The organism is Amycolatopsis sp. NPDC057786, assembly GCF_042797905.1.
In the GTDB taxonomy this organism is placed as follows: Bacteria; Actinomycetota; Actinomycetes; order Mycobacteriales; family Pseudonocardiaceae; genus Amycolatopsis.
This window is the reverse complement of record NZ_JBHVKW010000010.1, coordinates 24,148-48,707: the sequence shown is the minus strand read 5'-3', so window position 1 is coordinate 48,707 and position 24,560 is coordinate 24,148. Positions and strand designations below refer to the sequence as shown.

The window sequence follows — 24,560 nt, the reverse complement described above, 5'->3', positions numbered from 1 at the left end:
TGCCGGGGAGAACTCGGCAGGAGACCCGGCGGCCCGAACCGGCGGCGCACGCGCATCCGCACGAGCACGGAGAACACGCTGAGTCGCATGCTGAGAACGGCGGCCCGATGACCGCCGACCCACATGTCACCGAAGCCGCCGGGAAACACCGCCCCGGCGGGGACGGTCCTGCCGTCGCGCCCGAAGCGCGGACCGGCTACGAAGTGGACGCCGGGATCCAGGCGCTGTGGCGTGAGTTCACCGAGTCGCCGGACCAGATCGTGCGCGACCGGCTCGTGCTGCACTACGCCCCGCTCGTCAAGTACGTCGCCGGCAGGGTCGGCACCGGGCTGCCGACCCACGTCGACGTCGGCGACCTGATCCAGTCCGGGATCTTCGGCCTGGTCGACGCGATCGAGAAGTTCGAACCCGCCAGGGGCCTGCGCTTCGAGACCTACGCCATGCAGCGCATCCGGGGCGCGATCCTCGACGACCTCCGCTCCCAGGACTGGGTGCCCAGAGCGGTACGCAGCAAGGCCCGCGAAGCCGAACGCGCCCTGGAACGCCTCGGCGCCCGGCTGAACCGCACCCCGACCGACGCCGAGCTCGCGGCCGAGCTCGAAATCAGCGTCGACGACCTCCGCGAGTTCTACGGCCAGATGCAGCTGACCAGCGTCATCGCACTGGAAGACCTGGTCGCCGCGGGCAAGGACAGCGGCTCGCTGGTCGACACCCTGCCCGACGACGGCGCCGTCGACCCGGTGGCTGTCCTGGTCGACCAGGACAACCGCCGTCAGCTCGCGCAGGCGATCGCCCAGCTCACCGAACGCGACCGGATCGTGGTCGGTCTCTACTACTTCGAGAGCCTGACGCTCGCCGAGATCGGCAAGGTCCTCGGCGTCACCGAGTCGCGGGTCAGCCAGCTGCACACCCGCGCCGTCATGCGGTTGCGGGCCAAACTGGTCGAGCAGGCCTAGCGCCGCCGGTGACAGCGGGACGACACGTTTGTCCAGCCGGATCACCTGGTGCGGAACCCGGTCCCGGCGTGTTCGCTCCCCAATCACGCGTGTTCCGTCTCTGATCACGCGTGTTCCGCGCCTGAACACTCGAATCGCGCCATCCGCCAAGGAAGGGCACGGGCCACAGGCGCCGAAGACGAGACAAGGGCGACGAGGACTCCGCGACCCGCCCTGGCGACCTCGCGGGCAACGCCTGGCGCGACACCACAAGACCCAGCCTGCCGTGGAGACCTCATCGGGCCACGGGCGCGGCCTTTCCCCGCAACGATCACTCAGTCTCCTTCCCAGGGTTTGAGGCGGATCTCGGACGGCTCACCGATCACCGTGAGCGGATCGACGTACTCCTCGCCCCGCCGCACGCCGAAATGCAGGCACGCCGGCTCCGGGCAGCCAGGGTGGCCCGCCGCGAGCGTTCCGAGCACCTGGCCGCGGTAGACCTGATCACCCGCGGTGACCGTCGCGGCGAGCGGTTGGTAGGTGGTGCGCAACCCGCCGTCGTGATCGATCGACACCACTCCGCGGCCCGCCACCTGCCCGGCGAACATCACCACTCCCTCGGCGGCCGCGAGCACGTTCGCGCCCGGTGGCGCGGCGAGGTCGACGCCCCGATGGCCGGGGCCGTACGGCGTCGAGGGCGGCTCGAAGTACCTGGTGACGCTCGGTGCCGGCGAGAGCGGCCAGGAGAGGCGTCCCTGTGGTGAGGGCGCCCCTCTCGCCGTCCCGGGCATCGCCGCGGACGTGAGGATCGCGAGCACGGTCGCGAAGATCGCGAGGCGGGGAAGGCGCCTGGCGTGCCCTGGGCGGCGGTGCCTGCCGCCGGTGCGGTCGAGTGCGAAGGAATGCCTGGTGACAGGGCGGGAAGAGGTCGTCGAGGTCATGTGTTCCAGGTTGGGGGTACGGCGTGGCGTGCGGGGCGCGCCGGTGGAATCTGTGGATAACCGAGGCGGTTGTGGACAACCCCTCTCATCCGGGGCTGCCGGTGCGGTACCCGGTGGCGACAGGGAGTAGACTCTTTTGCGCGGTCCGCGGCAGCGGACTGACTTCGCGTGCACGTGCGCGCTCCCGATGGCCGATCTCCTCACGGAGGGTCAGGACAGCCGGGGGCACACGGCCCGGCGGTCCCTGGGGTACTTCGCTCCCGGGTCCGGGCCCGAGCATCGGCACCAGGGCTCTCGGCCACCCGGCCGAGAGCGACGAACCGAGCAAGCGCGTCCCGGCGGAGCCGGGCGCGCACGACACAGAAGAGGTTGATTCCGGCAATGGCCGTCGTCACCATGAAGCAGCTGCTCGACAGCGGCGTGCACTTCGGGCACCAGACCCGTCGGTGGAACCCGAAGATGAAGCGCTACATCTTCACCGAGCGCAACGGCATCTACATCATCGACCTGCAGCAGACGCTGACCTACATCGACCGTGCGTACGAGTTCATCAAGGAAACCGTCGCGCACGGCGGCACCATCATGTTCGTCGGCACGAAGAAGCAGGCTCAGGAAGCGATCGCCGCCGAGGCTTCGCGTGTGGGCATGCCCTACGTGAACCAGCGCTGGCTCGGTGGCATGCTGACCAACTTCCAGACGGTGCACAAGCGTCTTCTCCGCCTGAAGGAGCTCGAGTCGCAGGAGCAGACCGGTGGTTTCGCCGGCCTGACCAAGCGCGAAATCCTCACGCTCACCCGTGAGAAGGACAAGCTCGAGAAGACCCTCGGCGGTATCCGCGACATGGCCAAGGTGCCGAGCATCGTGTGGATCGTCGACACGAAGAAGGAGCACATCGCCGTCGGCGAGGCTCGCAAGCTGAACATCCCGGTCGTCGCGATCCTGGACACCAACTGCGACCCGGACGAGGTCGACTACCCGATCCCGGGTAACGACGACGCCATCCGTTCGGCCGCGCTGCTGACCAAGGTCGTTGCCGAGGCCGCCGCCGCCGGTCTGATGGCCCGCTCCAGCCGCAACGGTTCCTCCGCCGACGCCAAGCCCGAGGCCGGCGTCGCCACGGACGAGCCGCTGGCCGAGTGGGAGAAGGAGCTGCTCGCCGGCTCCGAGACCGCCGCCGCGGACGCCAAGGAAGCCGCCGCCGCGACCGAGGCCCCCGCCGAGGCTCCGGCCGAGCAGGCCACCGCCTCCTCCTGATCCACCCCGCTCGTGGGGCCGCCTCCGGGCGGCCCCACGGGTGACTTCCCCAAAAGACTTTCTCGTACCTGAAATAGGACGGACACACCCACGATGGCGAACTACACCGCCGCAGACGTGAAGCGTCTCCGGGAGCTGACCGGCTCCGGAATGATGAACTGCAAGAAGGCGCTGGAGGAGAACGACGGCGACTTCGACAAGGCCGTCGAGTTCCTGCGCATCAAGGGCGCCAAGGACGTCGGCAAGCGCGCCGAGCGCGCCACCGCCGAGGGCCTCGTCGCCGGTGACGGCGGCGTGCTGATCGAGCTCGACTCCGAGACCGACTTCGTCGCGAAGAACGAGGACTTCCAGGCGCTCGCCGCGAAGATCGTCGAGGTCGCGAAGGCCGAGAAGACCAGCGACGTCGAGAAGCTGAAGGCCGCCTCGCTCGACGGCAAGACCGTCGACGAGCAGGTCCAGGAGCTCGCCGCCCGCATCGGTGAGAAGCTCGAGCTGCGCCGTGTCGCCGCTTACGAGGGCACCACCACCACGTACCTGCACCGTCGCGGTGCGGACCTCCCGCCCGCCGTCGGCGTGCTCATCGAGTACACCGGTGAGGGCGAGGCCGCCGCGGAGGCCGCTCGTGGCGCCGCCATGCAGGTCGCCGCGCTCAAGGCCAAGTACCTCACCCGCGAAGAGGTCCCGGCCGAGATCGTCGAGAACGAGCGTCGTGTCGCCGAGGCCACCGCCCGCGAAGAGGGCAAGCCGGAGCAGGCCATGCCCAAGATCATCGAGGGCAAGGTCAACGCGTACTACAAGGACAACGTCCTGCTCGAGCAGCCGTCGGTCAAGGACAACAAGAAGACCGTCAAGGCCCTGCTCGACGAGGCCGGCGTGTCCGTGAGCCGGTTCGCCCGGTTCGAGGTCGGCCAGGCCTGATCCAGGCGCGGAACACAAGAATCACCACTGTGCCCCGTCTCCGTCCATCGGGGACGGGGCACAGTCGGGTTCGGAGCATTAGGGAGGGCGACATGGGTGTCCGGGTCGAAGGCGGATACCGGCGGGTGCTGCTGAAGCTGGGCGGCGAGATGTTCGGCGGCGGTTCCATCGGGGTTGATCCGGATGTGGTGCACTCGGTCGCTCAGCAGATCGCCGACGTCGCGCGGACGGGCGTGCAGATAGCCGTCGTGATCGGCGGTGGCAACTACTTCCGCGGCGCGGAGCTGTCGCAGCGCGGGATGGACCGCGACCGCGCGGACTACATGGCGATGCTCGGAACCGTCATGAACTGCCTGGCGTTGCAGGACTTCCTGGAGAAGGAGGGCCTGCCGACCCGCGTGCAGACCGCCATCACCATGGGACAGGTCGCCGAGCCGTACATCCCGCGCCGCGCCGAGCGTCACCTGGAGAAGGGCCGCGTCGTCATCTTCGGCGCCGGGGTCGGCATGCCGTACTTCTCGACCGACACCGCCGCCGCGCAGCGCGCGCTCGAACTCGGCTGCGAGGCCGTCTTGATGGCGAAGGCCGTCGACGGCGTCTACACCGCGGACCCGAAGAGCGACCCGACCGCCGAGATGTTCCACGAGATCAGCCACCGCGAGGTGCTCGAACGGGATCTCAAGGTCGCCGACGCCACCGCGTTCAGCCTGTGCATGGACAACAACATGCCGATCATCGTGTTCAATCTGCTCACCGAGGGGAACATCGCCCGCGCGGTCAGTGGTGAGAGGATCGGCACGCTGGTCGACACCCCCGCCGACGGGGTGCCCGCGTAGGCCTGCTCTGATCTTCGCAATCGGTACGCATACACAACTACGGGAGTTGCCGTGATCGACGAGACCCTCCTCGACGCCGAGGAGAAGATGGAAAAAGCGGTGTCCGTCGCCAAGGAGGACCTGTCGTCGGTTCGCACCGGCCGGGCCCACCCCGGGATGTTCTCGCGCATTGTCGTCGAGTACTACGGCGCGCCGACCCCGCTGAACCAGATGGCGAGCGTCAACATCCCCGAAGCCCGGATGGCGTTGATCAAGCCTTACGACCAGACCTCGCTCAACGCCATCGAGAAGGCGATCCGCGAGTCGGACCTCGGGGTCAACCCGAGCAACGACGGCAACGTGATCCGCATCGTCATCCCGCAGCTCACCGAAGAGCGCCGCAAGGAGATGGTCAAGGTCGCCAAGGCCAAGGGTGAGGACGCCCGCGTTTCGATCCGCAGCGTCCGCCGCAAGGCCAAGGAAGAGCTCGACCGGATCAAGAAGGACGGCGAGGCGGGCGAGGACGAGGTCGTCCACGCCGAGAAGGAACTCCAGAACCTCACCGACACCTACAGCCACAAGGTCGACGAGCTGGTGAAACACAAGGAAGCCGAGCTACTCGAGGTCTGATGAGCCAGGTGAGCGAGGAACGCGAGGACCGGGTGGACGCCCCGGAACCGGTTCCGGCCGAGAAGCCGGAACCGGCGAAGAAGGTTTCCCGTGCCGGCCGCAACCTGCCCGCCGCGATCGGGGTCGGGCTGCTGCTGGGGGCGGCGATCGTCACGTCCCTGCTCACCGTGCGCTATCTGTTCATCGGCATCATCGCGATCGCCATCGCGGTCGGCACGATCGAGCTGGCCGGGGCACTGAAGCGCGCGGCGGGCATCCGGATCGCGCTGGTCCCGGTGCTCGTCGGCGGCCAGGCGATGATCTGGCTGGCGTGGCCGTACGGCCGTGAAGGCGCGCTGACGGCGTTCGTGCTGACAGTGCTCGTCTGCCTGCTGTGGCGGTTGCCCGGCGGCGCGGACGGCTACCTGCGCGACATCAGCGCGTCGGTCTTCGCTGCCGCGTACATCCCGCTTTTCGGCGCCTTCGCCGCCATGCTGGTCCCGCCGGAGGACGGCGTCGGCCGGGTGCTGGCGTTCATGATCGGCGTCGTCGCTTCGGACACCGGTGGCTACATCGCCGGTGTGCTGGGCGGCAAACATCCGATGGCGCCCAGTATCAGCCCGAAGAAGACCTGGGAAGGGTTCGCCGGTTCGCTCGTGGCCGGTGTCGTCGCCGGCGCGCTGACCCTGAGCCTTCTCCTCGACGGTCACGCCTGGCAGGGTGTGCTGTTCGGCGCGGCGATCGTCTGCACGGCGACGCTGGGCGATCTCGTCGAGTCGCTGATCAAGCGCGACCTCGGCGTCAAGGACATGGGGAACATGCTGCCGGGCCACGGCGGGCTGATGGACCGGCTCGACTCGTTGCTCCCTTCGGCCGTCGTCTCCTGGCTGCTGCTCTCCGCGTTCGTCCCCGTTTAGCCCGAACCCACGTGACAAGTCCGGGGCGCCGGGCCAAGGTCGGGGTATGCGAACTCGACGGATGAGTAAGCGACTTCTGGCCATGGCACTGAGCGTGGCGACGCTCGGCGCCCTGACGACGACCGTGGCGGAGGCGGGCGGAAGCCCCGTCGTCCGCACGGATTCCGGCCCCGTTCGCGGGGTGAGTACCGCCGAATACCGGAGTTTCCAAGGCATTCCGTTCGCCGCGCCACCGGTCGGCGACCTGCGCTGGGCCCCACCGCGGAGACCCGAGCCGTGGACCGACGTACGGGACGCGAGCAAACCGGGGCCTCGGTGCGCGCAGGGGCCCGGACTCGGCTCTGCGCCGAGCGAGGCCGAGGATTGCCTGTATCTCAACGTGATCAGCCCGGCCAAGCCCGCGCGTAAACCGCGTCCGGTGATGGTCTGGGTGCACGGTGGCGGCTTCACCTCCGGCGCGGGCAGCGACTACGACTTCAAGCGCATGGCCCTCGGCGGCGACGTCGTCGTGGTGACCGTGAACTACCGGCTGGGTGTGTTCGGCTTCTTCGGGCATCCGGAACTCGGCCGCGACTCCGGTGCTTTCGGCTTCCAGGACCAGCAGGCCGCCCTGCGCTGGGTGCAGCGCAACGCGCGTGCCTTCGGCGGGGATCCCCGGAACGTCACGTTGTTCGGCGAATCCGCCGGTGGGATGAGCACTTGCGTCCAGTTGGCCTCCCCTTCGGCCGCCGGTCTGTTCCACCGCGCGATCATCCAGAGCGGGCCTTGCACGCTGACCTGGCCCGACGGCGGGTTCTTCCCTGGTGTCCCCGGGGGCTCGCCGTATCTGCCCCGCGCCGACGTCGAAGCGATGGGTGCCGCGGGGGCCGAGAAGCTCGGCTGCGCCGACGTCGCCTGTATGCGTCGGCTTCCTGTCAAGGATTTGGTGAACCAGCCGCTCGGGACGCCCGCCTTCGGTACCGGCTTGCTGCCCGAGCATCCGGCCGCGGCGCTGAAAGCGGGCCACTTCGCCCGTGTCCCGGTGCTGACGGGGGTCACCAGGGACGAGGCGAGGCTGTTCGTCGCCCTGTTCCCGGGGCATCCGTTCACCGAGGAGCATTACCAGGGACTGCTGCGGACCGCGTTCAAGGAAAAGGCACCGCTCGTCGCCGCCCGGTACCCATCGGCGAAGCACGGCGGCCCGGCGATGGCGTTCGCGGACGTGATGACCGATCGGATCTGGGGCTGCCCGCAGGTGGGGACCGAACGGTTGCTGCGCGAGCGCACACGGACCTTCGGTTACGAGTTCGCCGATCGGGCCGCTCCGCCCCTCGTTCCCGCGCCACCGGGGATGAACCTCGGCGCCGCCCATGGCAGCGAACTGGCTTATTTGTCGGATTTAACCGGATTCCCGGCGAATTTGACGCCCGCGCAGCAGGAACTGGCGGGGCAAATGATCCGGTATTGGACCGCGTTCGCGCGCACCGGTGATCCGAACGGCGAAGAACTGCCGAAATGGCGTCCTTCGCCGCGGACGCAATCGCTGGCGCCGGGTGAAATCGGCCCGGTCGACCTCGCGGAAGTGCACGACTGCCGATTCTGGGCGGGTATCTGACGGAAGAGCCGGGGCGGCCTCGTCGCCCCGGCTCAGTCGTCGTAGGGGTCGTCGACTTCGGCGGTGCCCCAGCGCTCGACGGCCCGCGAGTGGTCGATCACGGCGAACACCGAACCGTCCGGGTCGGCGAGGATCGCCATCCGACCGTACGGGGTGTCGTAGGGCTGGACCACGACGGTGCCGCCGAGCATCAAGGCCTGTCCCGCCGCGGCGTCGGCGCCGCGGGCCGGGTCGAGTTCGAAGTAGACCATCCAGTGCGGGGGAGTGTCCGGCCGGTACTCCGAACCCATCACGTACCGGTACAGCACAGGTTCGTGCTCGATGAGCCATTCGGCGTAGTCGAGCGTGGCGCCGTCGCCGATCTGGTGGCTGGTGTAGTTGAAGAGCCGGCAATAGAAGTGATCCGCCGCCGCCCCGTCGTGGGTGTTGAGATCCGCGCCGCTGAAGGTGTTCGGCACCCCGGTCGCGAACTCCCAGGTGGCGGGCGGCTCCCAGAAGACGACGTGCGCGCCGCAGGCGTCGACGGCGTGGATGATGGTGCCGCGATGGGGAATCGCCACCGGCCCGAGCGTGACCCGGCCACCGAGACTGTCGACCCATTCGGCGGCCGCGGCCGCCTGGGGCACCGAGATGTGGACGCTCCAGCCGGACGGCCCGCCCGAGCCCGCGCGGTACAGACCACCGGCCGGGACGCCGTTCAGCGTCGCGATCGAGTAGCGGCCGGTCGGCGTCGCCGGGTCACGCTGGACCACGTAGTCCCAGTCGAAAAGCCCGCTGTAGAAGGTTTGCGCGGCCGTTTCGTCTCTGCACGCGAGCTCGATCCAGCACGGGATTCCCGAAGGTAAGACGGAAGTGTGGGCGGCCGAGCCGAGCGACATGCGGTTCTCCCTTACCGGTGGGAGTAAAGTCTAGTCGCTGACCGCATTGTTTCCGTCAAGGATTTCGACCGGATGACCCCGGAACCCGGCCCGGTGTCCCTTCGTTGGAGCTTCCGTGCGCTGGTTTCCCCGAGCCCTCTCCTCCTTCCGCCGCGGCGGTGAGGAGGTGCTGCCGAGCCCGAACATCTGGTACTACCAAAAGGCCTACGAGGTCGAGAACCGCGCGCAGGACGTCGACGACGAGATCTGGCGCGTGCTCGCCGGGTATCGCGACTGGTCCGGTGCGGACGTGCTCGACATCGGCTGCGGTGACGGTTTCCATCTGCCGCGGTTCGCCGCGACGGCGCGGTCGGTGGTCGGGATCGAACCCCATGAGCCGCTCGTCCACGACGCGCGGAAACGGGTGGGGCGACTGGAGAACGTCGAGGTGCGGCAAGGGCGTGCGCAGCGGCTTCCCTTGCCGGACGCGGCTTTCGACGTCGTCCACGCGCGCACCGCGTACTTCTTCGGCCCCGGTTGCGAACCCGGCCTTCGCGAAGCGGAGCGGGTGCTGCGTCCTGGCGGGCTGATGATGATCGTGGATCTCGATGTGGCGAGCGAGCCCTACGGACGCTGGATGCGGCTGGATCTTCCGCACTACGACCCGCCGGGAGTGGAGAAGTTCTTCGCCCGTCAGGGATTCGGCTGCCGCAAGGTGATGACGCGGTGGCGGTTCGAGGACGCCGCCGCGATGGAGGCGGTGCTGAAGATCGAGTTCAGCGCTCCGGTCGCGGCGAAGGCGATCGCGGAGGTCCGGCGCCTGAACGAGGTTTCGTCAGGGGCCGGGGAGACGTGGATGACGCTGCCGGTGGGCTATCGCGTGCATACCCGCGTCAAGCCCACCGGCCTCGTCGTACCAGGTCACTCCGAGTCCTCGTCCGGAGCCGCGTCCTCGGCCTCACCGAGGACGCCGTAGATCGTCCGGCGTGCCTCGTTGAGCACGTCGACGGTGCGGGCCTGCTGGCTTTCGCTGCCGGCGTGCATCACCTGGGCGACCGCCGCGGCCAGGGTCGCGCCCGCCTTGCGCAGGTTGACCTCGACCGGGTCGACGTCGTGGGCGATCTGCTCCCACGGCGGGACCGCGTCCTGCTGCTCGGCCGCGGCGCGTCCGGATTCGGTGAGCTCGAACAGCTTCTTGCCGCTCTCGTCCTTGCTGATCACCAGGCCTTCGTCGGCCAGCAGCTGCAAGGTCGGGTAGACCGAGCCGGGGCTCGGCTTCCAGAAGCCGCCGCTGCGTTCGCCGATCTCGCGGATGATCTCGTAGCCGTGCCTCGGCTGCTCGGAAAGCAGCGCCAGGATCGCGGCGCGGACGTCACCGCGTTTGCCGCGCCGCCCTGGGCCACCCCGGCGGCCGTGCCGGTGCCGGTGGCCCGGTCCGCCCGGTCCCGGCGGGAAATCGCCGAAGCCGCCGCGGGCCCAGGGGCCGAAGGCCGGTCGGCCGTGTTCTGGAGGGAAAGGTCGTCGTCGCATGATGTGAATCCTCTCTACGTACTGTTCCGACATGTTCACGATATATCGTAAACAGTCGTATGGCAACCCGTTCTCGGTGATCTGGGTCTCAGGAGAGGTCGAACGCGAGCAGATCGATGCCGCCGGAGTCGAACTCGCCGACCTTCCGCCAGCCCCAGCGGCGGTACAGCCGCCGAGCGGGCGCCTCGACGCGGGACGCCAGTACGGCGAACCGCTCGGGGCGCTCTTTCAGCAGGTCATCGAGCAGAGCGCGGCCAAGCCCGCGACCGCGGAGCTCGGGGAGGAGCGCCAGCTCGTACACGTAGAACAGCTCTTCGCCGTCGAGCCACGAGGGCGCCGGAGCCGTCGCGCGTTCAGGCCACCAGCCTGCTTCTTGCCGGACTCCGTAGGCGAAGCCGCCGAGTGCCCCGGCTTCGCGCACCGTCGTCATGGCGAACCCCGGGAGCGCGGCGTGTTCGGCGAACAGCACGCCGAACCGGGCGACGTCGTCCTCGCCTTCGAGGTACGGCGGTTCGCGGTAGACGCGGCGATAGACGTCGTCCAGCTCAGAGCGCACGGTTCAGTCTGCCCAGTACCACGATGGCCACGCCACAACAGCCGATCAGCACCAGCCACGGCAACGCCGCGCCGTGTGACAGCAGCCAGGTGAACGTCGCCGGCGCGATGACCCGCGCCGCGCTCCAAACGAGTTCTTCGAGGCCGAGATAACGACCGCGCAGCCGCGCCGGGGCGATCGCGACGGTCAGCGCGCTGCTGGTCGGTGCCTGGAGCAGTTCGGCGCCGGTGAAGACGATCATCGCGAGGGTGAGCACGAGGAACGCCATGGTGGGTCGCCCGGTGGGTACCAGCGCGAACAGGACGAACGACGCCGCCCACACCGCGGCGGAGACCTGGAGCGTGCGCGGCATCCGGCGCCGCTCGACCCGGCGGGACACCACGGTCTGCGCGAGCACGACGAGCACCGTGTTGATCGCGAACAGGACCCCGGGCTGCCAGGCCGGCAGCTTCAGGCCGTCGAGGACGTACGCGCTCAGCAAGACGGTCAACGCCAGATCGCACAACGCGAAGACGAAGACCGTCACGAGTACGCCGCGAAAGATCCGGTCGGCGAGCACCTTCCGGTAGCCGCCCGCGGGCACGGCCTCGGATCCGGTCTCGCGAACGGTGCTCGCCGGGGCTCGCCACGACGCGACGAGAACCGCCGCGACGACGAAACTGGCCGCGTTGACGAGCACGATGACCGTGTAGCCGCCGGTGCCGCCCCAGGCGACCATCGCGGCGCCGAGGAGCCCGCCGAGCCCGATGCCGACGTTGCGCAGCGCGCGTTCCATCGCGTACCAGCGGGCGCGCTGGCCGTCGTCGGCCACCTGCGCCACCAGCGCGCCGGTCGACGGCCAGAACATGCCCTCGCCCCAGAACGTCACCGCGGCCAGGACGACCAGATGCCATGCCTCGCCGGCGAAGACGTAGCCGGTGAAGGTCACGGCGCGGATCAGGTTGGCGGTGATCACCATCCGTCCCGGGCCGAACCGGTCGATCAGCCGTCCCGCGAGCGGTCCCGACGGCAGCGCGATCAACGCCGCGATCGACAGCGCCGCCCCGACGGCCGTCAGCGACAGACCCTTCGCCGCGTGGAAGTACACGACGGCGAACGGCAGGAACAAGCCGGTCCCCAGCGCGTCGATGCTTTGCGCCGCGATGAGCGGGAACCGGCCGCGAGTGCTCGGCAGACCGAGCAGGTCGGCGGTGGCCATCACGCGTGGGGGAGCGGGAAGACGTTGAGTTCGTGCTCGGCGAGCGGTTCGTCCCGCCAGCCGAGCGCCACCGCCGCTTCGGCGATCCTTCCGTTGCCCCAGAACGGCGATCCGGCGGGGAAGTTCGAGACGAGGCCAGGGACCAGCGTATGCGCGGCGTGGAATCCGGCGGCCGCGACGTCGCAGGTCGTCAGGTCGACGCTGATCACCTCGAATCCCCTGGCTTCGACGCGGGCTTGGTAGGCCTTGAGCCGTCGCTCCCCGAGGGCGGGAAGGTCGTCCCAGCCGCGGCTCGGCAGGTCCATGAGCCAGGGGGCCACTCGCTTCACGGCCCGAGGGTCAAGGTAGATCTGTTGCTGGCAAAGGAGATCCACGACATCGGCGAAGTCTTCGCGGTACGAGTCCAGGTAACGCCGATCTGCCCGGTGCGGCTTGAGGTTGCCCAGATGCGGCAGATCCCGGCGCATGCCGGACAGTTCGCGTTCGTCGTCGAGGGCGCGGCAGGTGTGCTGGAGCGTGAATCCTTCGGCGAGTGCCTTCTTCGCTGCCTCCAAGGCATCCGGCCGGGTCGCGAAGCCGATCGACAACCAGCGTTTCACGCGGTCGAGTACGACCGCGGCGACCACCGGGACATCGAACTCGTTGTCCAGATGGATGAGCGTGACTTCGTAGTCGTCGGTGGCGTCGGCGATGAGCGACCGGATCTCGTCCGGGATCGTGAGCCTGCCGAGGCGTGGCGTGTTCGCCCACCAGAGCATGGTCGTGTCGCGTTCGAGGACCTCTTCGAGGCCGGAGGTGACGGCGTGCTCCTCGGTGGTCCCGCTCGCGAGGCCGGCGATCAGCGGATCGGCGAAACGCGCTTCCCCCGGTTGGCGTTCGTTCGAGAACAGGAACGCCGGAAGCCAGACGGGTTCGTCGGTGGTGTGGGAGAAGCCTTCCACCCACGAGCATTCCGTGTCCTGGGTCAGCGGCGCGAACGGGAAACCCGGGGACCGGTACTGCGCGGCCGAGTAGAGGTTCAGCCGCTGCGGGTCGAGTGCAGGGATTCCGTAGCGGGCGAATTGCTTGTAGCTGCCGAAGCACACTTCGCGCTCCGGAGCGAGCCAACTTCCGCAGTAGCGCTCCACCGCTTCCCCGATGGCCGACTGACGCGCGAGGTCGAAGTCGTGCCACGACGTCCCGAAGGCCTGACGGTCGTTGGGCCAGTTCGTCACCCGGCGCATGTCCGCGACGTCGACCGCGCAGACCCGCAGCCGGGCGGGCATCCCCGGCGCGGGCGGGATCTCGCCGACGCCGGTCACGATCCCGGTCTGGTCGTCGACCAGCAGTTCGGGGTCGGTCGTGGCGGGAACAGGGCGGGCCCGGTCGGGTACGGGGAGAATCGGACGGCGGATCTCGGTGAGGTCCGCCGGGTTCAGCTCGATCTCGCCGGTGGTCATGCCGGATCGTCCGCCGGAGAGCCAGCGTTCGAGATGGACGGCGAGGGTGGTCAGTGCCCAGCGGGCGTCGCCCGGCCGAAGCGGGGTGGAATCCGAGGGGGCCGAAAGGAACGCCTCGACGACTCGCGGGTCCTGCGCGGCGGAGCGGCGCCGTGCGACGACGTCGGCGAAATCGATGCCGCCCGGCGTGATCGCCGGACCGGCGATCACCCGGCCGCGTTCCCGGCGCAACGGCAGCCAGCGCACCCCGCTGCCGGCGCACAACGCGTCCAGCGCGATCAGTTCGGTATAGGCGGGGTGGTCGAAGGCCGCGACCACGACCGCGTTCTCTATGTCCATTTCGGACAGGTCGTGGAAGTAGGGGACCGTCTCGACGCTCGCGTACCCGGTGCCGTCGAGGATCTCCGCCAAGGGCTCGATCAGCGCGGGCGAGCCGGTGAGAAGGACCGAGGTGGTGGCGACGTCGTCCGCCCCGGTGTCCCGGTCGTGGCGGAGGCAGCCGTCGGCTTCGAGGATGTCCATCATTTCCTCGTAGTCCGGGGCCATGCCAGCCAGCAGCTCGGCGCGGGTCCGGGTGCCGTCACAGCGGCTCGCCCAGACGCGGAACTCCCGGGTGGGCGCGGCGACGTAGAACTGTCCCCCGTTGGGGGTGACGAGAAAGCAGAGCTCCGGTTCGAGATCGGTGATCTCGATTCCGTCGAGCCGCGGTCTGATCTCTTCGGACCCCATGGCAACCCCATCGTTTCCAGGACGCCCGCCTCGCCGCCGCGAGCCCGGTGGCCGGATCGCGGCGGCGCGGGCGGCTTATCGGCCGGTTACTTGGCGGCGGAACGGTTGTGGACGACCGCGCGGTTGTGGACGACGGCCCGGTTGTGCACGACGGCGCGGTTGTGGACCACGGCGCGGTTGTGGACGACGACGGCGGCGGGGCGCTCGTAGGTCGAGATCATGGTTCCTCCTGTAGTTCACTCGGGACCGTCACGCTCCGTGGCGCGACATGACCAAGTCTCGGTCCGGACGTGACCTTCCGACGTCTCCTGAAATGCGATCCGCACGGTTCTTCGGGAAGAACGCACGGTCCGGCCCGGGTGCGGTTCACGTGACCTGGAAAACAGCGATCAGGGGCGGCTCAGGCGCGTCAGAGGTGGACATGGGACACTGAGTGAGCTATGACTGCCCTCCCTCTCGTCTTCGACGCGCCCAAGCGCGGCCTCCCGCCGCGCCACCTCGCCGACCTTTCCGCCGCCGAGCGGGCCGCTGCCGTCGCCGAGCTGGGGGAGAAGCCGTTCCGCGCGAAGCAGCTTTCGAACCATTACTTCTCGCGGCTCTCGGTGAACCCGGAGGAGATGACCGACATCCCGGCGGCGTCGCGGGAGAAGCTCGTCGGCGATCTGATGCCGACGCTGCTCACCGAGATCAAGGCGCTCGCGTGCGACGACGGCACCACGCGCAAGACGCTGTGGCGCGCGCACGACGGGACGCTGCTGGAGAGCGTGCTGATGCGCTACCCGGACCGCGCGACCCTGTGCATTTCGAGCCAGGCGGGCTGTGGGATGGCGTGCCCGTTCTGCGCGACCGGTCAGGGCGGTCTCGACCGGAACCTGTCGACCGCGGAGATCGTCGACCAGGTCCGCGCCGCGGCCGCGGTGATGCGCGACGGAGCGATGCCCGGCGGGCCCGGCCGTCTGTCGAACATCGTCTTCATGGGCATGGGCGAGCCGCTGGCGAACTACAAGCGTGTCGTGGCGGCGGTCCGGCGGATCACGGATCCCTCGCCGGACGGGCTCGGCATCGGCCAGCGTTCGGTGACGGTGTCGACGGTGGGCCTCGCGCCGGCGATCCGCAAGCTGGCGGACGAGAAGATGCAGGTGCGGCTGGCGGTTTCGCTGCACACGCCGGACGACGAGCTGCGCGACACGCTGGTACCGGTGAACGAGCGCTGGTCCGTGGACGAGGTCCTGTCCGCGGCCCGGTACTACGCGGACACCTCCGGCCGCCGGGTGTCGATCGAGTACGCGCTGATCCGGGACGTCAACGATCAGCCTTGGCGTGCCGAGCTGCTGGCGAAGCGGCTTCGGCAGCACCTTGGCCAGCTGGTGCACGTGAACGTGATCCCGCTGAACCCGACGCCGGGCAGCAAGTGGGACGCCTCGCCGAAGCCGGTGGAGCGTGAGTTCGTCCGGCTGGTGAACGCGGGCGGTGTGGCGTGCACGGTCCGTGACACGCGTGGTCAGGAGATCGCGGCGGCGTGCGGTCAGCTCGCTGCCGAGAACTGAGTTCTACCTTTCAGATGGAGATTCTGTCGTGATGTATGCCCCCAGCCTGCTGGACCCGGCTGCGGAGGAGCTGAAGCTCACGGACGTCATCGGCCACGGCGCGACAGGTGTCGCGCGCGAGGCCAGGACGTTGCTCGGTGACCGGTTCAGCTCGGTGACCTTCATGTACGTCTTGATGCGGGCGTTCGAGGTGGAGTACATGGCGGCGCGGGACGCTTCGCGGTGGCACGAGTTCCACGGCGGGCCGTACGCGTTGTCGGACGCCGACCTCGAAGCCCTGCTGGCGCCCTGGCTCGGTTCTCACCGCCGTCCGGCGGTCGGGTCGGGCACCGTCTAGGCAGGCTCGACAGGACCGTCCTTTGTGGAGGGTCAGCTCGATTCGTGCCGGGTCGGCCGGTAGACGAGCTCCTGGACGCGCCCGTCGAAAGTGCGGCTCTCGAGCAGTTCGAGGTCGAAGTCGGCCGCGCCCCGGAAGATCGAGTCGGCTCCGGTTTTCCCTGTGATCACCGGGAAAACCGTCACCTGGACGCGATCCACGAGCCCGGCTGCCAGCAGCGCCCGGTTCATCGCGAGGCTGCCGTGCGAGCGCAGCGGGACGTCGGACTCCTCCTTGAGCCGGGCGACGACGTCGACCGCGTCCCCGCTCACGACGGTCGCGTCCGGCCAGTCGAGCGGCTCCCGCAGCGTGGTCGACACCACCGTCGCCGGCAGGTGCTTCAGCCGGGTGACCCACGGGTCCAGAGCCTCGCGCTCCACGTTCAGCATCTCCATGTTCGCGCGGAATGTGGTGGCGCCGAAGACCATCCGCTGCTCCTCGGAGTACAGGGCGAGGCGGTGCCGGAGGAGTTCGGGGCCCTGCTTGCCCCAGTAGCCGCCCCAATCGCCGGTGTGGGAGCCGTAGCCGTCGAGGCTGGAAAAGAACGTCGAAGGTGTAGGTCGTGGTCATGGTGCTCCTTCGGTGGGTTCCGCATGGAGGGCGCTCCTCGTCCCTCACCCTGGCTACGAAAGGACCCCGCGCCGATCGACATCGGCCCGGAAAAGATCTGCCGCCGGGCCACGAGGTGACAGGATGCGGGCGTGTATCGCCTGCAAGCTGTCCTCGCCACCGAGTCCGCACGTGGTGAAGTGCTCGATTCGATCGAGGGCGCGCGGTTCGTCTCACTCGGACACCATCTGTCACTGATGCCGCTGACCGAGGCGCTGCACGAAGCCGGGGAATTCTGGACAGCGCTCGCCGAGTGCTCCGAGCACGGCGCCGTGGCGTACGTCGAGGCCGAGTACTTCGGCGGTGTCGGGACGCAATCCGCGCAGGTGTGGGACGGCGGCGAGACGGTCCTCGGCCCGCTGCTCCTGGCCGAGGGAGAGCCCCTTCCGGCCGGCGGGAGTCCGATTTCCCGGGCGCTTCGCAGGCTCGGCGTGGTCAAGGGCGACCACTTCGACGAGTTCGATGCGGTGGGGCTCGGCAGGCACCGCGACACACGCGATTGGCTCTTCGCTTAGGCGACACACCACCTCCTCCCCGCTGGGCCGGACGGACCAGTCACGCGGCGGTCATGCCCGTCGGCCGTGACACTCGATGAAGACTCACGAGGAGGTGGACCCGATGTCCGCGACCAAGGCGAGACAGGTGCGCCACAACACGGCCGTCCAGGTGCTCGGCCGGATCGGGATGGGGTGCTACGGCCTGGTGTACCTGCTCATCGGGTATCTGGCGGTGCGCGTCGCCGTCGGCGGTGGCGGCCAGGAGGCCGACGGCCGTGGCGCGATCGCGGAGGTCGGCTCCACCGCCATGGGCGGTGTGCTGCTGTGGCTGCTGGCGGCTGGACTGGTGGCCTACGGCCTGTGGCAGGCCTTGCTGGCCGCGGTCGGCTACACCTGGATCGGCAAGCGCAGGTCCCGGACCGTCAAGCGCGTGACGTCCGGAGTGCGCTGCGTGGTGGGGGTTTCCTTGGGTGTCTACGCGGCAAGGGTCGCCGGGGGCGCGGGGCAGCAGGGCAGCGGCGACCAGAAACAGCAGGAGTTCACCGCGTGGCTGCTCGGGCTGCCGGCCGGGCCCTTCCTGGTGACGGTGGTGGCCGTCATCGTGTTCGGCGTCGCGGTGGGCTCGGTGGTGAAGGGCGTACGCCGCACCTTCGAGCAGGATCTCGACCTCTCGCGGCTCCCGTCGGGGACCCGGCGTTGGGTGGAGCGGCTCGGCAGGATCGGTTATGTGGCAAGGGGATTCGTGTTCGCCGTGGTCGCGGTACTCGTCGGTTTCGCGGCGCTGACGAACGACGCGGCCCGTTCCGGCGGGCTCGACGCCGCCCTGCGGACCTTGGCCGCTCAGCCGTTCGGCACGGTGCTGCTCATCGTGGTGGCACTCGGGGTCGCGGCCTTCGGCGTGTACTGCGTCGGTGCGGCACGGGCCCAGCGCGGCTGAGGAAGCGGCCTTGTCCCGCCCCGGAACCGAGGCGGGACAAGGAGCCTACTCGACGGCCAGCTCGCCCAGCTCCGACCAACCGTCCTGATCGACCTTCGCGTTGACGATGCGCGGCGTCTCGGCCAGGTAGCGCGGAAGCTCGCGCCGAGCCGCGCGGAAATGCTCCGAACCGACATGGGCGGCGCCCGCGTCGTCGTCACGGAACGCCTCGACGAGCACGTACTCGTTCGGGTCGTCGAGACTGCGGGCCCAGTCGTACCAGAGACAACCGGGTTCGGCCCGGGTCGCTTCGGTGAAGTCGCGGGCGATCTCGGGCCATCGGTCCGCGTGTTCGGGGCGGACCAGGAACTTCGCCGTGATGAAGATCATGAGAACTGGATTCCTCCGTCGATCATCACCGATTGCCCGGTCATGTAATCGGAATCCGGCGAGGCGAGATACGAGACGTACGCCGCCACGTCCTCGGGAACGGAGACCCGCCCGAGATGGATCAGGTTCGAGTACTTCTCGATCGCCTGTCCCTTCCGGATTCCTTCCGATTCCGCCAGTTTCTCGTCGATGAGGTCCCACATCGCCGTCCCGACGATGCCGGGGCAGTACGCGTTGACGGTGATGCCGTGGCGAGCCCATTCCATCGCGGCGGCCTGGGTCAGCCCGCGCACCGCCCATTTGGACGCGGAATAGTGGCCGAGCAACGCGAACGGGCGATGGGCGACGATGGACGCCGCGCCGATGATCTTGCCGCCGTTCCCCTGCTCGATCATCTGCTTGGCCGCGGCCTGGTAGCAGAGGAAGATGCCGCGCGCGTTGACGGCCATCATCCGGTCCCAGTCCTCCGGGGTCACTTCGAGCAGCGGCAGGACCTGCGCGATCCCCGCGTTCGCCACCATGACGTCCAGGGAACCCAGCGCGGCGGCGGTTTCGGCGACCATGGCGGTGACCGACGCCGGATCCGAAACGTCCGCCGTGATCGTCGCGGAGCGCCGTCCCGTTTCGCGGATCTCCTTGGCGACCGCCTCGAGTTCCGCTTCGTTGGCGGCGATGTCGTTGACCGCGACGTCGTGCCCGTCGGCGGCGAGCCGGAGCGCGATCCCCTTTCCGATTCCTCGTGCGGCACCGGTGACGAGTACGTTCTTGCTCATGCGATGACTCCCTTGTTCGCCTGGGCTTGAACGGAAGGTAGGGGCGACGGCGGCACCGTGGGAGGGGCGTCGTGTCTCACTTTGAGACAGCGGCGCGATAGTCCTTCGGCGAGGTGCCGAGAAGCCGGGTGAACATCGTGGAGAACGCGGCGGGGCTCTCGTAGCCGAGCGAAGCGGCGATCCCGGCGATGGGACGACCCTCCGACAGCAGCGAGAGGGAATGCAGGACGCAGGCCCGCTGCCGCCAGCGGGCGAAACTCAGTCCGGTTTCGGCGGTGAAGAGCCGGTTCAGCGTCCGCTCGCTCACATGCAGCCGGGACGCCCATGCGCCCACCGGTTCGTGAATGTCCGGATCGTCCAAAAAGGACTCGCATAGCGCGCGGAGCCGCTCGTGCGTCGGGAGAGGGAGATCGAGCCGGACCGGGGCGGCCCGGCGGATTTCGTGCAGGGCCAGGCCGATGACCGCGGCGTCCCGCCCGCGCGGGGCGTACAGACCGGGCACACCGACAGCCTCGTTCAGGAGTTCGCGGAGCAGCGCGGAGACTTCGACGACCTGGCAGCGGCGCGGGAACCACGGCACGGCCTTCGGCTCGATGTACAGGCTCCGGGTGCTCACGGTCGTGGTGAAGACCTGATGGACGGTCTCCGGTGGTACGAGCACCGCCCGCCGCGTCGGGATGGTCCACGTGCCGTCGGCCGTTTCGACCCGCATCGATCCCGTCGCGCTGTAGAGGAACTGCGCCCGCCGATGCCGATGCGGGAGGATCCGGTGCCCCGGCGGGTAATCGGTGCGGATCGCCACCACCGCGCGGTCGAGGTGGTCGACCTCGTCGATGGGGATGTCACGCACCTCACCGAGGCTACGCCGGGTGTCCGATCCGCGAAAGAAACTGGCGCTCTTTCGAATGCCCGCCGCGCCGCGGCCACCTACCGTCGCAGGAGTGCTGATCGAGATCTCGGTGCTCCTCGGGTTCGGTTGCCTGAGCGGCGTCACCACCGTCCTTTTCGGATTCGGTGGCGGCTTCATCACCGTTCCCGTCGTCTACGCCTTCGCGCTCGCCGAGCCGGAGCACGCGCCGGCCGCGATGCACGTGGCGGTGGCCACGTCGACCGCGGTGATGGTGGTCAACGCCGGGAGCGCGACCTTCGCGCAACTGCGGACCGGACGGTTGCGCCGCGACTACCTGTGGCCGCTCATCGCGTTCATCGGCCTGGGTGCCGTGCTCGGATCCTTCGCGGCCACCATGGCAGACGAGAGTGCCCTGCGCTGGCTCTTCGTCGCCTACCTCGCGCTGACCATCGCCGACAGCGTGGTCCGGAAGGGATTCGTGAGCAGGCGGGACGACAGCCGGCCGCGTGCGCTCAGCGGGATCACCACGACGGCGGGCGGGGCCGGGATCGGTGCCGTGGCGAGCTTCCTCGGGGTCGGGGGCAGTGTCCTCACCGTCCCGCTCATGCGGCGCAAGGGCCTGCCGATGGCCGACGCGGCGGCGCTGGCGAACCCGCTGAGCCTGCCGGTGGCGGTGATCGGCACGGCCGTCTACGCGTTCGCGGCGACGGGCCCGGCTCCGGGCGCCGCCCACCTCGGCTACATCGATCTGGTGGCCGCGGGCGCGCTGCTGTGCGGATCGTTGCCGACCATCGCCGTGACGCGCCGGGTAGTCGGCCGGATTCCGGATCGCGCGCACGCCATCGCGTACCTCGCCCTGCTCGTCACCGCGCTGATCGCGATCGTCGTCCGCTAGTGATCGGATGAGTTCTGCTGATGTCAAGCCTTGACAGGGAGGCCGTGACCTGACAAGGGGTTATCGGCAGGCAAAGATCCGACGAATCCTCTATCTCTTTCCGGGAACTTGCGCCAAGATCTCCCGCATGAAACTGAGATCGATCACCAAACGCATGTTCGTTCTCGGACTGCTGACGGCTCTCGGGACCACCGGGGCGACGTCGGTGGCCACCGCCGAACCCCAGCTGCCGCCCACCGAGGTCAACGCGACCGGGCAGCCGCACGGCACCTGGGACCCGGTCGGCCCGAACAGCGTCGGCGGGCTACTGGCGGTCTCGCCCGCCGGGCTCGCGATGATGGTGCCCGGCCCGCCCGCCCTGTGGCTCTCCGGTGACCGCGGCGCCTCGTGGACCGTGCGCAGGGGCCTGCCGGCGGACACGTCCATCCAGGGATTCTTCGCCGATCCGGTGAACCCGGACCGGATGCTCGCGGTGGGCAACTCGCCCGGCGGGATGCCCGGCGAGTGGCACGGGATGTTCCTTCGGACCACCGACCGTGGCCAGACCTGGGAGACCCTGCGCGAGTGGTACCCCGACGGCGCGTTCGGGATGGCCACGGACCCGACGGGCCGGGTTGTCGTGGTGCAGAACCTCGACTCGCTGAGCGTCAGCATCGACGGCGGCGAGCACTGGAACGACGTGCCGAGGACCTGGCCGCGCGAGGGGATCGCCTCACCGGTCGGCGCGCTCAAGCTCACGATGGTCGGCGACGACGCCTACTTCACGACGGTCTACCCCGAATACGCGCTCTGGGCGGTCCGCGGGGTCAGCGGCAAGGAGCCGCGGGCCGAACTCGTCTACCGGACCAACGGCGAGATCAATCAGGTCGCCGCGGACGGCAAGCGGTTGGTGGTCACGACCGGCCCCGAACTGCACGGCTCCACCGACGGCGGCAAGACCTGGACCGTGCTGCGGCGCGATCCCGGCGAGCAGCCCCTGCGCGAACCGCACTTCGTCGGCGGGCGCCTGTATATCGCGACGTATAACGACATAGACGTCAGCTCGGACTTCGGCCGCACCTGGACCCGCAAACCGGTGCCCGCCCCTGGCGAGGGCGTCAGCGACATGATCGAACTCCCCGCCGTTCCGGGCAAACCCGCCACCACGCTCATCTCCTCGCTCTACCGCGGCGTGTACGCGGACGGCGGCAAAAGCGGGTACCAGCAGATCGGCGTGCCCGCCGAATCCATTCGCGACCTCGTGACCACGGGGAACCTCCTGCGCGAGAGCGTCGTCGCGGCGGGCGTGCAGGAGATCTACAACACTCCGCTCCCGCGCGGCAAGGTCTCCGCGGCGGACCGCGTCTGGCAGTCACATCCCACCGACCGGCTGCACGAGGACGCGCGCCTGTCCGTGTCGCCGGGACGGCCGGACGTCGTCTGGCAGGTGACCCGGAACGGGTTCGCGCTCGACGTGCTCCGCAGCGGTGACGGCGGGCGGACCTGGCAGTTCGCGGCGAAGGCGAAGGAAGGACTCCCCAGGACGATCTTCGCCCATCCCGCCGACCCGGACCGGATCCTCGTGTCGGCCTTCACGCCCAGCGGTTACGTGCTCCACCGCAGCAACGATGCCGGGAAGACCTGGGAAAAGCTCGCGTCCGACAACGGCTTCATCGCGTTCGCCGGTGATCCGTGGAACCCGGACCGGGTCTGGGGCGGGGACTTCGACGGCCTGTCCCGGTCGGACGACGGCGGCAAGACCTGGACCCACGTCACGAGCCAGCCGGTCAGTTCGATCTCGGTCAGCCGATGGGGTGGCGGCCGCGTGCTCATCGGCGGCGCGGGCATCCACCTCAGCGAGGACGGCGGCCGGACGTTCCGCCGGGTCCACGATGGTGAGGATCCCCGTGAGATCAGCCGGATCCTGCCGCATCCGTTCGACTTCCGGGTGTGGTTCGCCAGTAACTCGACCGGGGGAGGTGTGCTGCGCAGCACGGACTTCGGCCGCACCTGGTCACCCGTGCCCGGCGCGCTGCCCGATCCCAGGGTGCTCTCCCTGGCGATCAGCGCGGACGGCCGGTACCTGTTCGCGGGCACCGCGCAGTCCGGTGCGTACCGGTTGAAGCTGTACTGAGTCCTGGCGCTTCGTGGCCGGAGAAAGTTCCGGCCACGAAGCGTTTACTCGGTCCCTCGTGGAATGTCAGAGTCGAGGGCATGGCCATCGACGTCGCCGCCCTCCGGCTCCACTTCCCTTCCCTCGCCGACGGAACCGCCTTCTTCGACGGACCGGCGGGTACCCAGACACCCCGGGCCGTCGCCGACGCCATCGCCCGGACACTCACCGGGCCACTGTCTAACCGGGGCAAGGTCAGCCCGTCCGAACTCAACGCGGAGAACGCCGTCACCGCGTTCCGGGCGGCCTACGCCGACTTTCTCGGTGTGCCCGCCGAAGGTGTCGTCCACGGCCGCAGCGCCACCCAGCTGACCTACGACTTTTCCCGGCACCTGGCCAAAATCTGGCGTGAGGGCGACGAGATCGTCGTCAGCAGGCTCGATCACGACGCCAACGTCCGGCCGTGGGTCCAGGCCGCGGAGCGAGCCGGGATTACCGTCCGTTGGCTCGACATCGATCCTCGGACCACCGAACTCGACCTCGATTCCCTGGTCCTCACCGAGAGGACGAAGCTGGTCGCGGTCACGGCGGCTTCGAACGTCCTCGGCACGAAGCCGCCGATCCGCCGGATCGCCGATCTCGCCCATGACGCCGGGGCATTGGTGTTCGTGGACGGAGTGCACTACGCCGCCCACGACCTGGTGGACGTTCCCGCGCTGGGGGCGGATTTCTTCGTCTGCTCGCCGTACAAGTTCCTCGGCCCGCACTGCGGGGTGCTCGGCGCGTCGCCGTCCCTCCTCGAAACCGTCGAGCCGGACAAGCTCGTGCCGTCGCCCGACACCGTGCCCGAGCGGTTCGAATTCGGGACCCTGCCCTACGAAATGCTCGCGGGCGCGACGGCGGCCGTGGACTTCCTCGCCGCACTCGACCCGGGATCGGCCGGATCGCGGCGAGACCGGCTGGCGAACTCGATGAAGTCGTTGCACGAGCATGAAACCGCGCTGCTTGGCAGGCTGGAGAAGGGACTGGGCGACGCCGTCACCGTCCATGGCAAGGCCGCCGAGCGGACGCCGACCGTCCTGATGAGTCTCGGCGGGCGCGAGCGCGAGGCGCAAAGGTATCTCGCGGAGAGGAAGGTCGTCGCACCGGCAGGGTCCTTCTACGCCTACGAAGTCTTCGCTGCCCTGAAGCTGGAGGACCCCGCGCTCCGCGTCGGGCTGGCACCGTACACCAGCACGGAGGACGTCGACCGGCTGCTGGACGGGCTTTCGACGTTCGGATGAAGACCACTGTGGACAGTGCGGCGTGCCGGTCCACCGTGAC

25 protein-coding genes and 1 pseudogene are annotated in these 24,560 nt (G+C 69.1%); 15 read left to right on the top strand and 11 right to left on the bottom strand.

Annotation, left to right across the window (positions count from 1 at the left end):
* The first annotated feature begins 107 nt into the window (after nt 1-107).
* Nucleotides 108-956 carry a FliA/WhiG family RNA polymerase sigma factor gene (locus ACFVM3_RS09370; protein WP_126733408.1) on the top strand — a complete coding sequence of 283 codons (849 nt, stop codon included), beginning with the start codon at nt 108-110 and terminating at the stop codon, nt 954-956.
* A 314-nt stretch (nt 957-1,270) separates the two neighbouring features.
* On the opposite strand, the gene ACFVM3_RS09365 is transcribed toward ACFVM3_RS09370, so the two are convergent.
* Nucleotides 1,271-1,876: a murein hydrolase activator EnvC family protein gene (locus tag ACFVM3_RS09365; protein ID WP_378437132.1), complete on the bottom strand. Its 606-nt coding sequence runs from the start codon at nt 1,874-1,876 to the stop codon at nt 1,271-1,273.
* Between the two features lie 381 nt (nt 1,877-2,257).
* Between ACFVM3_RS09365 and rpsB the strand changes: the two genes are divergently transcribed.
* The 6 genes from rpsB (at nt 2,258) to ACFVM3_RS09335 (ending at nt 7,983) form a co-directional block, all read left to right on the top strand.
* Nucleotides 2,258-3,130 (top strand): 30S ribosomal protein S2, encoded by an 873-nt coding sequence (gene rpsB, locus ACFVM3_RS09360; protein WP_378437130.1) that lies wholly within the window; start codon nt 2,258-2,260, stop codon nt 3,128-3,130.
* A gap of 93 nt (nt 3,131-3,223) precedes the next feature.
* A complete protein-coding gene (tsf, locus tag ACFVM3_RS09355; protein WP_044850881.1) occupies nt 3,224-4,048 on the top strand; it encodes a translation elongation factor Ts in 825 nt (274 codons plus the stop codon).
* A gap of 92 nt (nt 4,049-4,140) precedes the next feature.
* Entirely contained in the window at nt 4,141-4,884 is a 744-nt protein-coding gene (pyrH, locus tag ACFVM3_RS09350; RefSeq protein ID WP_005154669.1) for a UMP kinase, read from the top strand.
* 51 nt (nt 4,885-4,935) lie between these two features.
* Entirely contained in the window at nt 4,936-5,493 is a 558-nt protein-coding gene (gene frr, locus ACFVM3_RS09345; RefSeq protein WP_034310934.1) for a ribosome recycling factor, read from the top strand.
* A complete protein-coding gene (locus ACFVM3_RS09340) occupies nt 5,493-6,389 on the top strand; it encodes a phosphatidate cytidylyltransferase (RefSeq protein WP_378437128.1) in 897 nt (298 codons plus the stop codon). Before frr ends, ACFVM3_RS09340 begins: the two co-directional genes overlap by 1 nt.
* An 82-nt stretch (nt 6,390-6,471) precedes the next feature.
* Nucleotides 6,472-7,983, top strand: a complete 1,512-nt coding sequence (locus ACFVM3_RS09335; protein ID WP_378437251.1) for a carboxylesterase/lipase family protein — start codon at nt 6,472-6,474, stop codon at nt 7,981-7,983.
* 32 nt (nt 7,984-8,015) lie between these two features.
* Here the strand turns inward: ACFVM3_RS09335 and ACFVM3_RS09330 are convergent, their stop codons facing one another.
* Nucleotides 8,016-8,861, bottom strand: a complete 846-nt coding sequence (locus ACFVM3_RS09330) for a VOC family protein (RefSeq protein ID WP_378437126.1) — start codon at nt 8,859-8,861, stop codon at nt 8,016-8,018.
* Between the two features lie 115 nt (nt 8,862-8,976).
* Here ACFVM3_RS09330 and ACFVM3_RS09325 point away from each other — a divergent pair, with 115 nt between their 5' ends.
* Nucleotides 8,977-9,816 (top strand): class I SAM-dependent methyltransferase, encoded by an 840-nt coding sequence (locus ACFVM3_RS09325; RefSeq protein WP_378437124.1) that lies wholly within the window; start codon nt 8,977-8,979, stop codon nt 9,814-9,816.
* On the opposite strand, the gene ACFVM3_RS09320 is transcribed toward ACFVM3_RS09325, so the two are convergent.
* From ACFVM3_RS09320 to ACFVM3_RS09300, 5 genes are all read right to left on the bottom strand, one after another.
* The gene (locus ACFVM3_RS09320) at nt 9,762-10,370 is read right to left on the bottom strand and encodes a PadR family transcriptional regulator (protein WP_378437122.1); all 609 of its coding nucleotides are present in this window, start codon (nt 10,368-10,370) and stop codon (nt 9,762-9,764) included. The genes ACFVM3_RS09325 and ACFVM3_RS09320 overlap by 55 nt on opposite strands.
* An 88-nt stretch (nt 10,371-10,458) precedes the next feature.
* Complete coding sequence (locus tag ACFVM3_RS09315; protein ID WP_378437121.1) at nt 10,459-10,926, bottom strand: GNAT family N-acetyltransferase; 468 nt, start codon at nt 10,924-10,926, stop codon at nt 10,459-10,461.
* Nucleotides 10,916-12,124, bottom strand: coding sequence for an MDR family MFS transporter (locus tag ACFVM3_RS09310; RefSeq protein WP_378437119.1), 1,209 nt, complete (start codon nt 12,122-12,124; stop codon nt 10,916-10,918). Before ACFVM3_RS09310 ends, ACFVM3_RS09315 begins: the two co-directional genes overlap by 11 nt.
* Nucleotides 12,124-14,292: a YcaO-like family protein gene (locus ACFVM3_RS09305; protein WP_378437117.1), complete on the bottom strand. Its 2,169-nt coding sequence runs from the start codon at nt 14,290-14,292 to the stop codon at nt 12,124-12,126. Before ACFVM3_RS09305 ends, ACFVM3_RS09310 begins: the two co-directional genes overlap by 1 nt.
* 86 nt (nt 14,293-14,378) lie before the next feature.
* A complete protein-coding gene (locus tag ACFVM3_RS09300) occupies nt 14,379-14,513 on the bottom strand; it encodes a hypothetical protein (RefSeq protein ID WP_255632411.1) in 135 nt (44 codons plus the stop codon).
* Between the two features lie 219 nt (nt 14,514-14,732).
* On the opposite strand from ACFVM3_RS09300, the gene rlmN reads away from it, so the two are divergent.
* Both rlmN and ACFVM3_RS09290 read left to right on the top strand, forming a co-directional pair.
* Complete coding sequence (rlmN, locus tag ACFVM3_RS09295; protein WP_378437116.1) at nt 14,733-15,839, top strand: 23S rRNA (adenine(2503)-C(2))-methyltransferase RlmN; 1,107 nt, start codon at nt 14,733-14,735, stop codon at nt 15,837-15,839.
* Nucleotides 15,840-15,870: 31 nt separating this feature from the next.
* The gene (locus ACFVM3_RS09290) at nt 15,871-16,176 is read left to right on the top strand and encodes a hypothetical protein (protein WP_378437114.1); all 306 of its coding nucleotides are present in this window, start codon (nt 15,871-15,873) and stop codon (nt 16,174-16,176) included.
* A 32-nt stretch (nt 16,177-16,208) separates the two neighbouring features.
* On the opposite strand, the pseudogene ACFVM3_RS09285 reads toward ACFVM3_RS09290, so the two are convergent.
* Nucleotides 16,209-16,785: pseudogene (locus tag ACFVM3_RS09285) on the bottom strand (dihydrofolate reductase family protein).
* A 131-nt stretch (nt 16,786-16,916) separates the two neighbouring features.
* Here ACFVM3_RS09285 and ACFVM3_RS09280 point away from each other — a divergent pair.
* Both ACFVM3_RS09280 and ACFVM3_RS09275 read left to right on the top strand, forming a co-directional pair.
* The gene (locus ACFVM3_RS09280; RefSeq protein ID WP_378437112.1) at nt 16,917-17,339 is read left to right on the top strand and encodes a hypothetical protein; all 423 of its coding nucleotides are present in this window, start codon (nt 16,917-16,919) and stop codon (nt 17,337-17,339) included.
* Between the two features lie 103 nt (nt 17,340-17,442).
* The gene (locus tag ACFVM3_RS09275; RefSeq protein ID WP_378437111.1) at nt 17,443-18,258 is read left to right on the top strand and encodes a DUF1206 domain-containing protein; all 816 of its coding nucleotides are present in this window, start codon (nt 17,443-17,445) and stop codon (nt 18,256-18,258) included.
* A gap of 45 nt (nt 18,259-18,303) precedes the next feature.
* Here the strand turns inward: ACFVM3_RS09275 and ACFVM3_RS09270 are convergent, their stop codons facing one another.
* The 3 genes from ACFVM3_RS09270 to ACFVM3_RS09260 form a co-directional block, all read right to left on the bottom strand.
* The gene (locus ACFVM3_RS09270; protein ID WP_378437109.1) at nt 18,304-18,627 is read right to left on the bottom strand and encodes a putative quinol monooxygenase; all 324 of its coding nucleotides are present in this window, start codon (nt 18,625-18,627) and stop codon (nt 18,304-18,306) included.
* Nucleotides 18,624-19,400: an acetoin reductase gene (locus ACFVM3_RS09265; RefSeq protein ID WP_378437107.1), complete on the bottom strand. Its 777-nt coding sequence runs from the start codon at nt 19,398-19,400 to the stop codon at nt 18,624-18,626. Before ACFVM3_RS09265 ends, ACFVM3_RS09270 begins: the two co-directional genes overlap by 4 nt.
* Nucleotides 19,401-19,476: 76 nt before the next feature.
* Complete coding sequence (locus tag ACFVM3_RS09260) at nt 19,477-20,250, bottom strand: AraC family transcriptional regulator (RefSeq protein ID WP_378437105.1); 774 nt, start codon at nt 20,248-20,250, stop codon at nt 19,477-19,479.
* Between the two features lie 91 nt (nt 20,251-20,341).
* Here ACFVM3_RS09260 and ACFVM3_RS09255 point away from each other — a divergent pair, with 91 nt between their 5' ends.
* The 3 genes from ACFVM3_RS09255 to ACFVM3_RS09245 all read left to right on the top strand — a co-directional run bounded on the left by ACFVM3_RS09255 (nt 20,342) and on the right by ACFVM3_RS09245 (nt 24,520).
* On the top strand, nt 20,342-21,145 hold the full coding sequence (locus tag ACFVM3_RS09255; protein ID WP_378437104.1) for a sulfite exporter TauE/SafE family protein: 804 nt from the start codon (nt 20,342-20,344) through the stop codon (nt 21,143-21,145).
* 127 nt (nt 21,146-21,272) lie between these two features.
* Complete coding sequence (locus ACFVM3_RS09250) at nt 21,273-23,258, top strand: WD40/YVTN/BNR-like repeat-containing protein (RefSeq protein WP_378437102.1); 1,986 nt, start codon at nt 21,273-21,275, stop codon at nt 23,256-23,258.
* An 80-nt stretch (nt 23,259-23,338) separates the two neighbouring features.
* Nucleotides 23,339-24,520 carry a cysteine desulfurase-like protein gene (locus ACFVM3_RS09245; protein ID WP_378437101.1) on the top strand — a complete coding sequence of 394 codons (1,182 nt, stop codon included), beginning with the start codon at nt 23,339-23,341 and terminating at the stop codon, nt 24,518-24,520.
* Nucleotides 24,521-24,560: the final 40 nt, after the last annotated feature.

Coding starts and splice junctions, on each gene's coding strand:
- ACFVM3_RS09245 (WP_378437101.1), top strand. CDS start 23,339: ATGGCCATCGACGTCGCCGCCCTCCGGCTCCACTTCCCTTCCCTCGCC.
- rlmN (WP_378437116.1), top strand. CDS start 14,733: ATGACTGCCCTCCCTCTCGTCTTCGACGCGCCCAAGCGCGGCCTCCCG.
- ACFVM3_RS09310 (WP_378437119.1), bottom strand. CDS start 12,124: ATGGCCACCGCCGACCTGCTCGGTCTGCCGAGCACTCGCGGCCGGTTC.
- ACFVM3_RS09250 (WP_378437102.1), top strand. CDS start 21,273: ATGAAACTGAGATCGATCACCAAACGCATGTTCGTTCTCGGACTGCTG.
- pyrH (WP_005154669.1), top strand. CDS start 4,141: ATGGGTGTCCGGGTCGAAGGCGGATACCGGCGGGTGCTGCTGAAGCTG.
- ACFVM3_RS09270 (WP_378437109.1), bottom strand. CDS start 18,627: ATGATCTTCATCACGGCGAAGTTCCTGGTCCGCCCCGAACACGCGGAC.
- ACFVM3_RS09305 (WP_378437117.1), bottom strand. CDS start 14,292: ATGGGGTCCGAAGAGATCAGACCGCGGCTCGACGGAATCGAGATCACC.
- ACFVM3_RS09320 (WP_378437122.1), bottom strand. CDS start 10,370: ATGCGACGACGACCTTTCCCTCCAGAACACGGCCGACCGGCCTTCGGC.
- ACFVM3_RS09370 (WP_126733408.1), top strand. CDS start 108: ATGACCGCCGACCCACATGTCACCGAAGCCGCCGGGAAACACCGCCCC.
- ACFVM3_RS09335 (WP_378437251.1), top strand. CDS start 6,472: ATGGCACTGAGCGTGGCGACGCTCGGCGCCCTGACGACGACCGTGGCG.
- ACFVM3_RS09340 (WP_378437128.1), top strand. CDS start 5,493: ATGAGCCAGGTGAGCGAGGAACGCGAGGACCGGGTGGACGCCCCGGAA.
- ACFVM3_RS09290 (WP_378437114.1), top strand. CDS start 15,871: ATGTATGCCCCCAGCCTGCTGGACCCGGCTGCGGAGGAGCTGAAGCTC.
- ACFVM3_RS09300 (WP_255632411.1), bottom strand. CDS start 14,513: ATGATCTCGACCTACGAGCGCCCCGCCGCCGTCGTCGTCCACAACCGC.
- rpsB (WP_378437130.1), top strand. CDS start 2,258: ATGGCCGTCGTCACCATGAAGCAGCTGCTCGACAGCGGCGTGCACTTC.
- ACFVM3_RS09275 (WP_378437111.1), top strand. CDS start 17,443: ATGTCCGCGACCAAGGCGAGACAGGTGCGCCACAACACGGCCGTCCAG.
- ACFVM3_RS09330 (WP_378437126.1), bottom strand. CDS start 8,861: ATGTCGCTCGGCTCGGCCGCCCACACTTCCGTCTTACCTTCGGGAATC.
- tsf (WP_044850881.1), top strand. CDS start 3,224: ATGGCGAACTACACCGCCGCAGACGTGAAGCGTCTCCGGGAGCTGACC.
- ACFVM3_RS09365 (WP_378437132.1), bottom strand. CDS start 1,876: ATGACCTCGACGACCTCTTCCCGCCCTGTCACCAGGCATTCCTTCGCA.
- ACFVM3_RS09265 (WP_378437107.1), bottom strand. CDS start 19,400: ATGAGCAAGAACGTACTCGTCACCGGTGCCGCACGAGGAATCGGAAAG.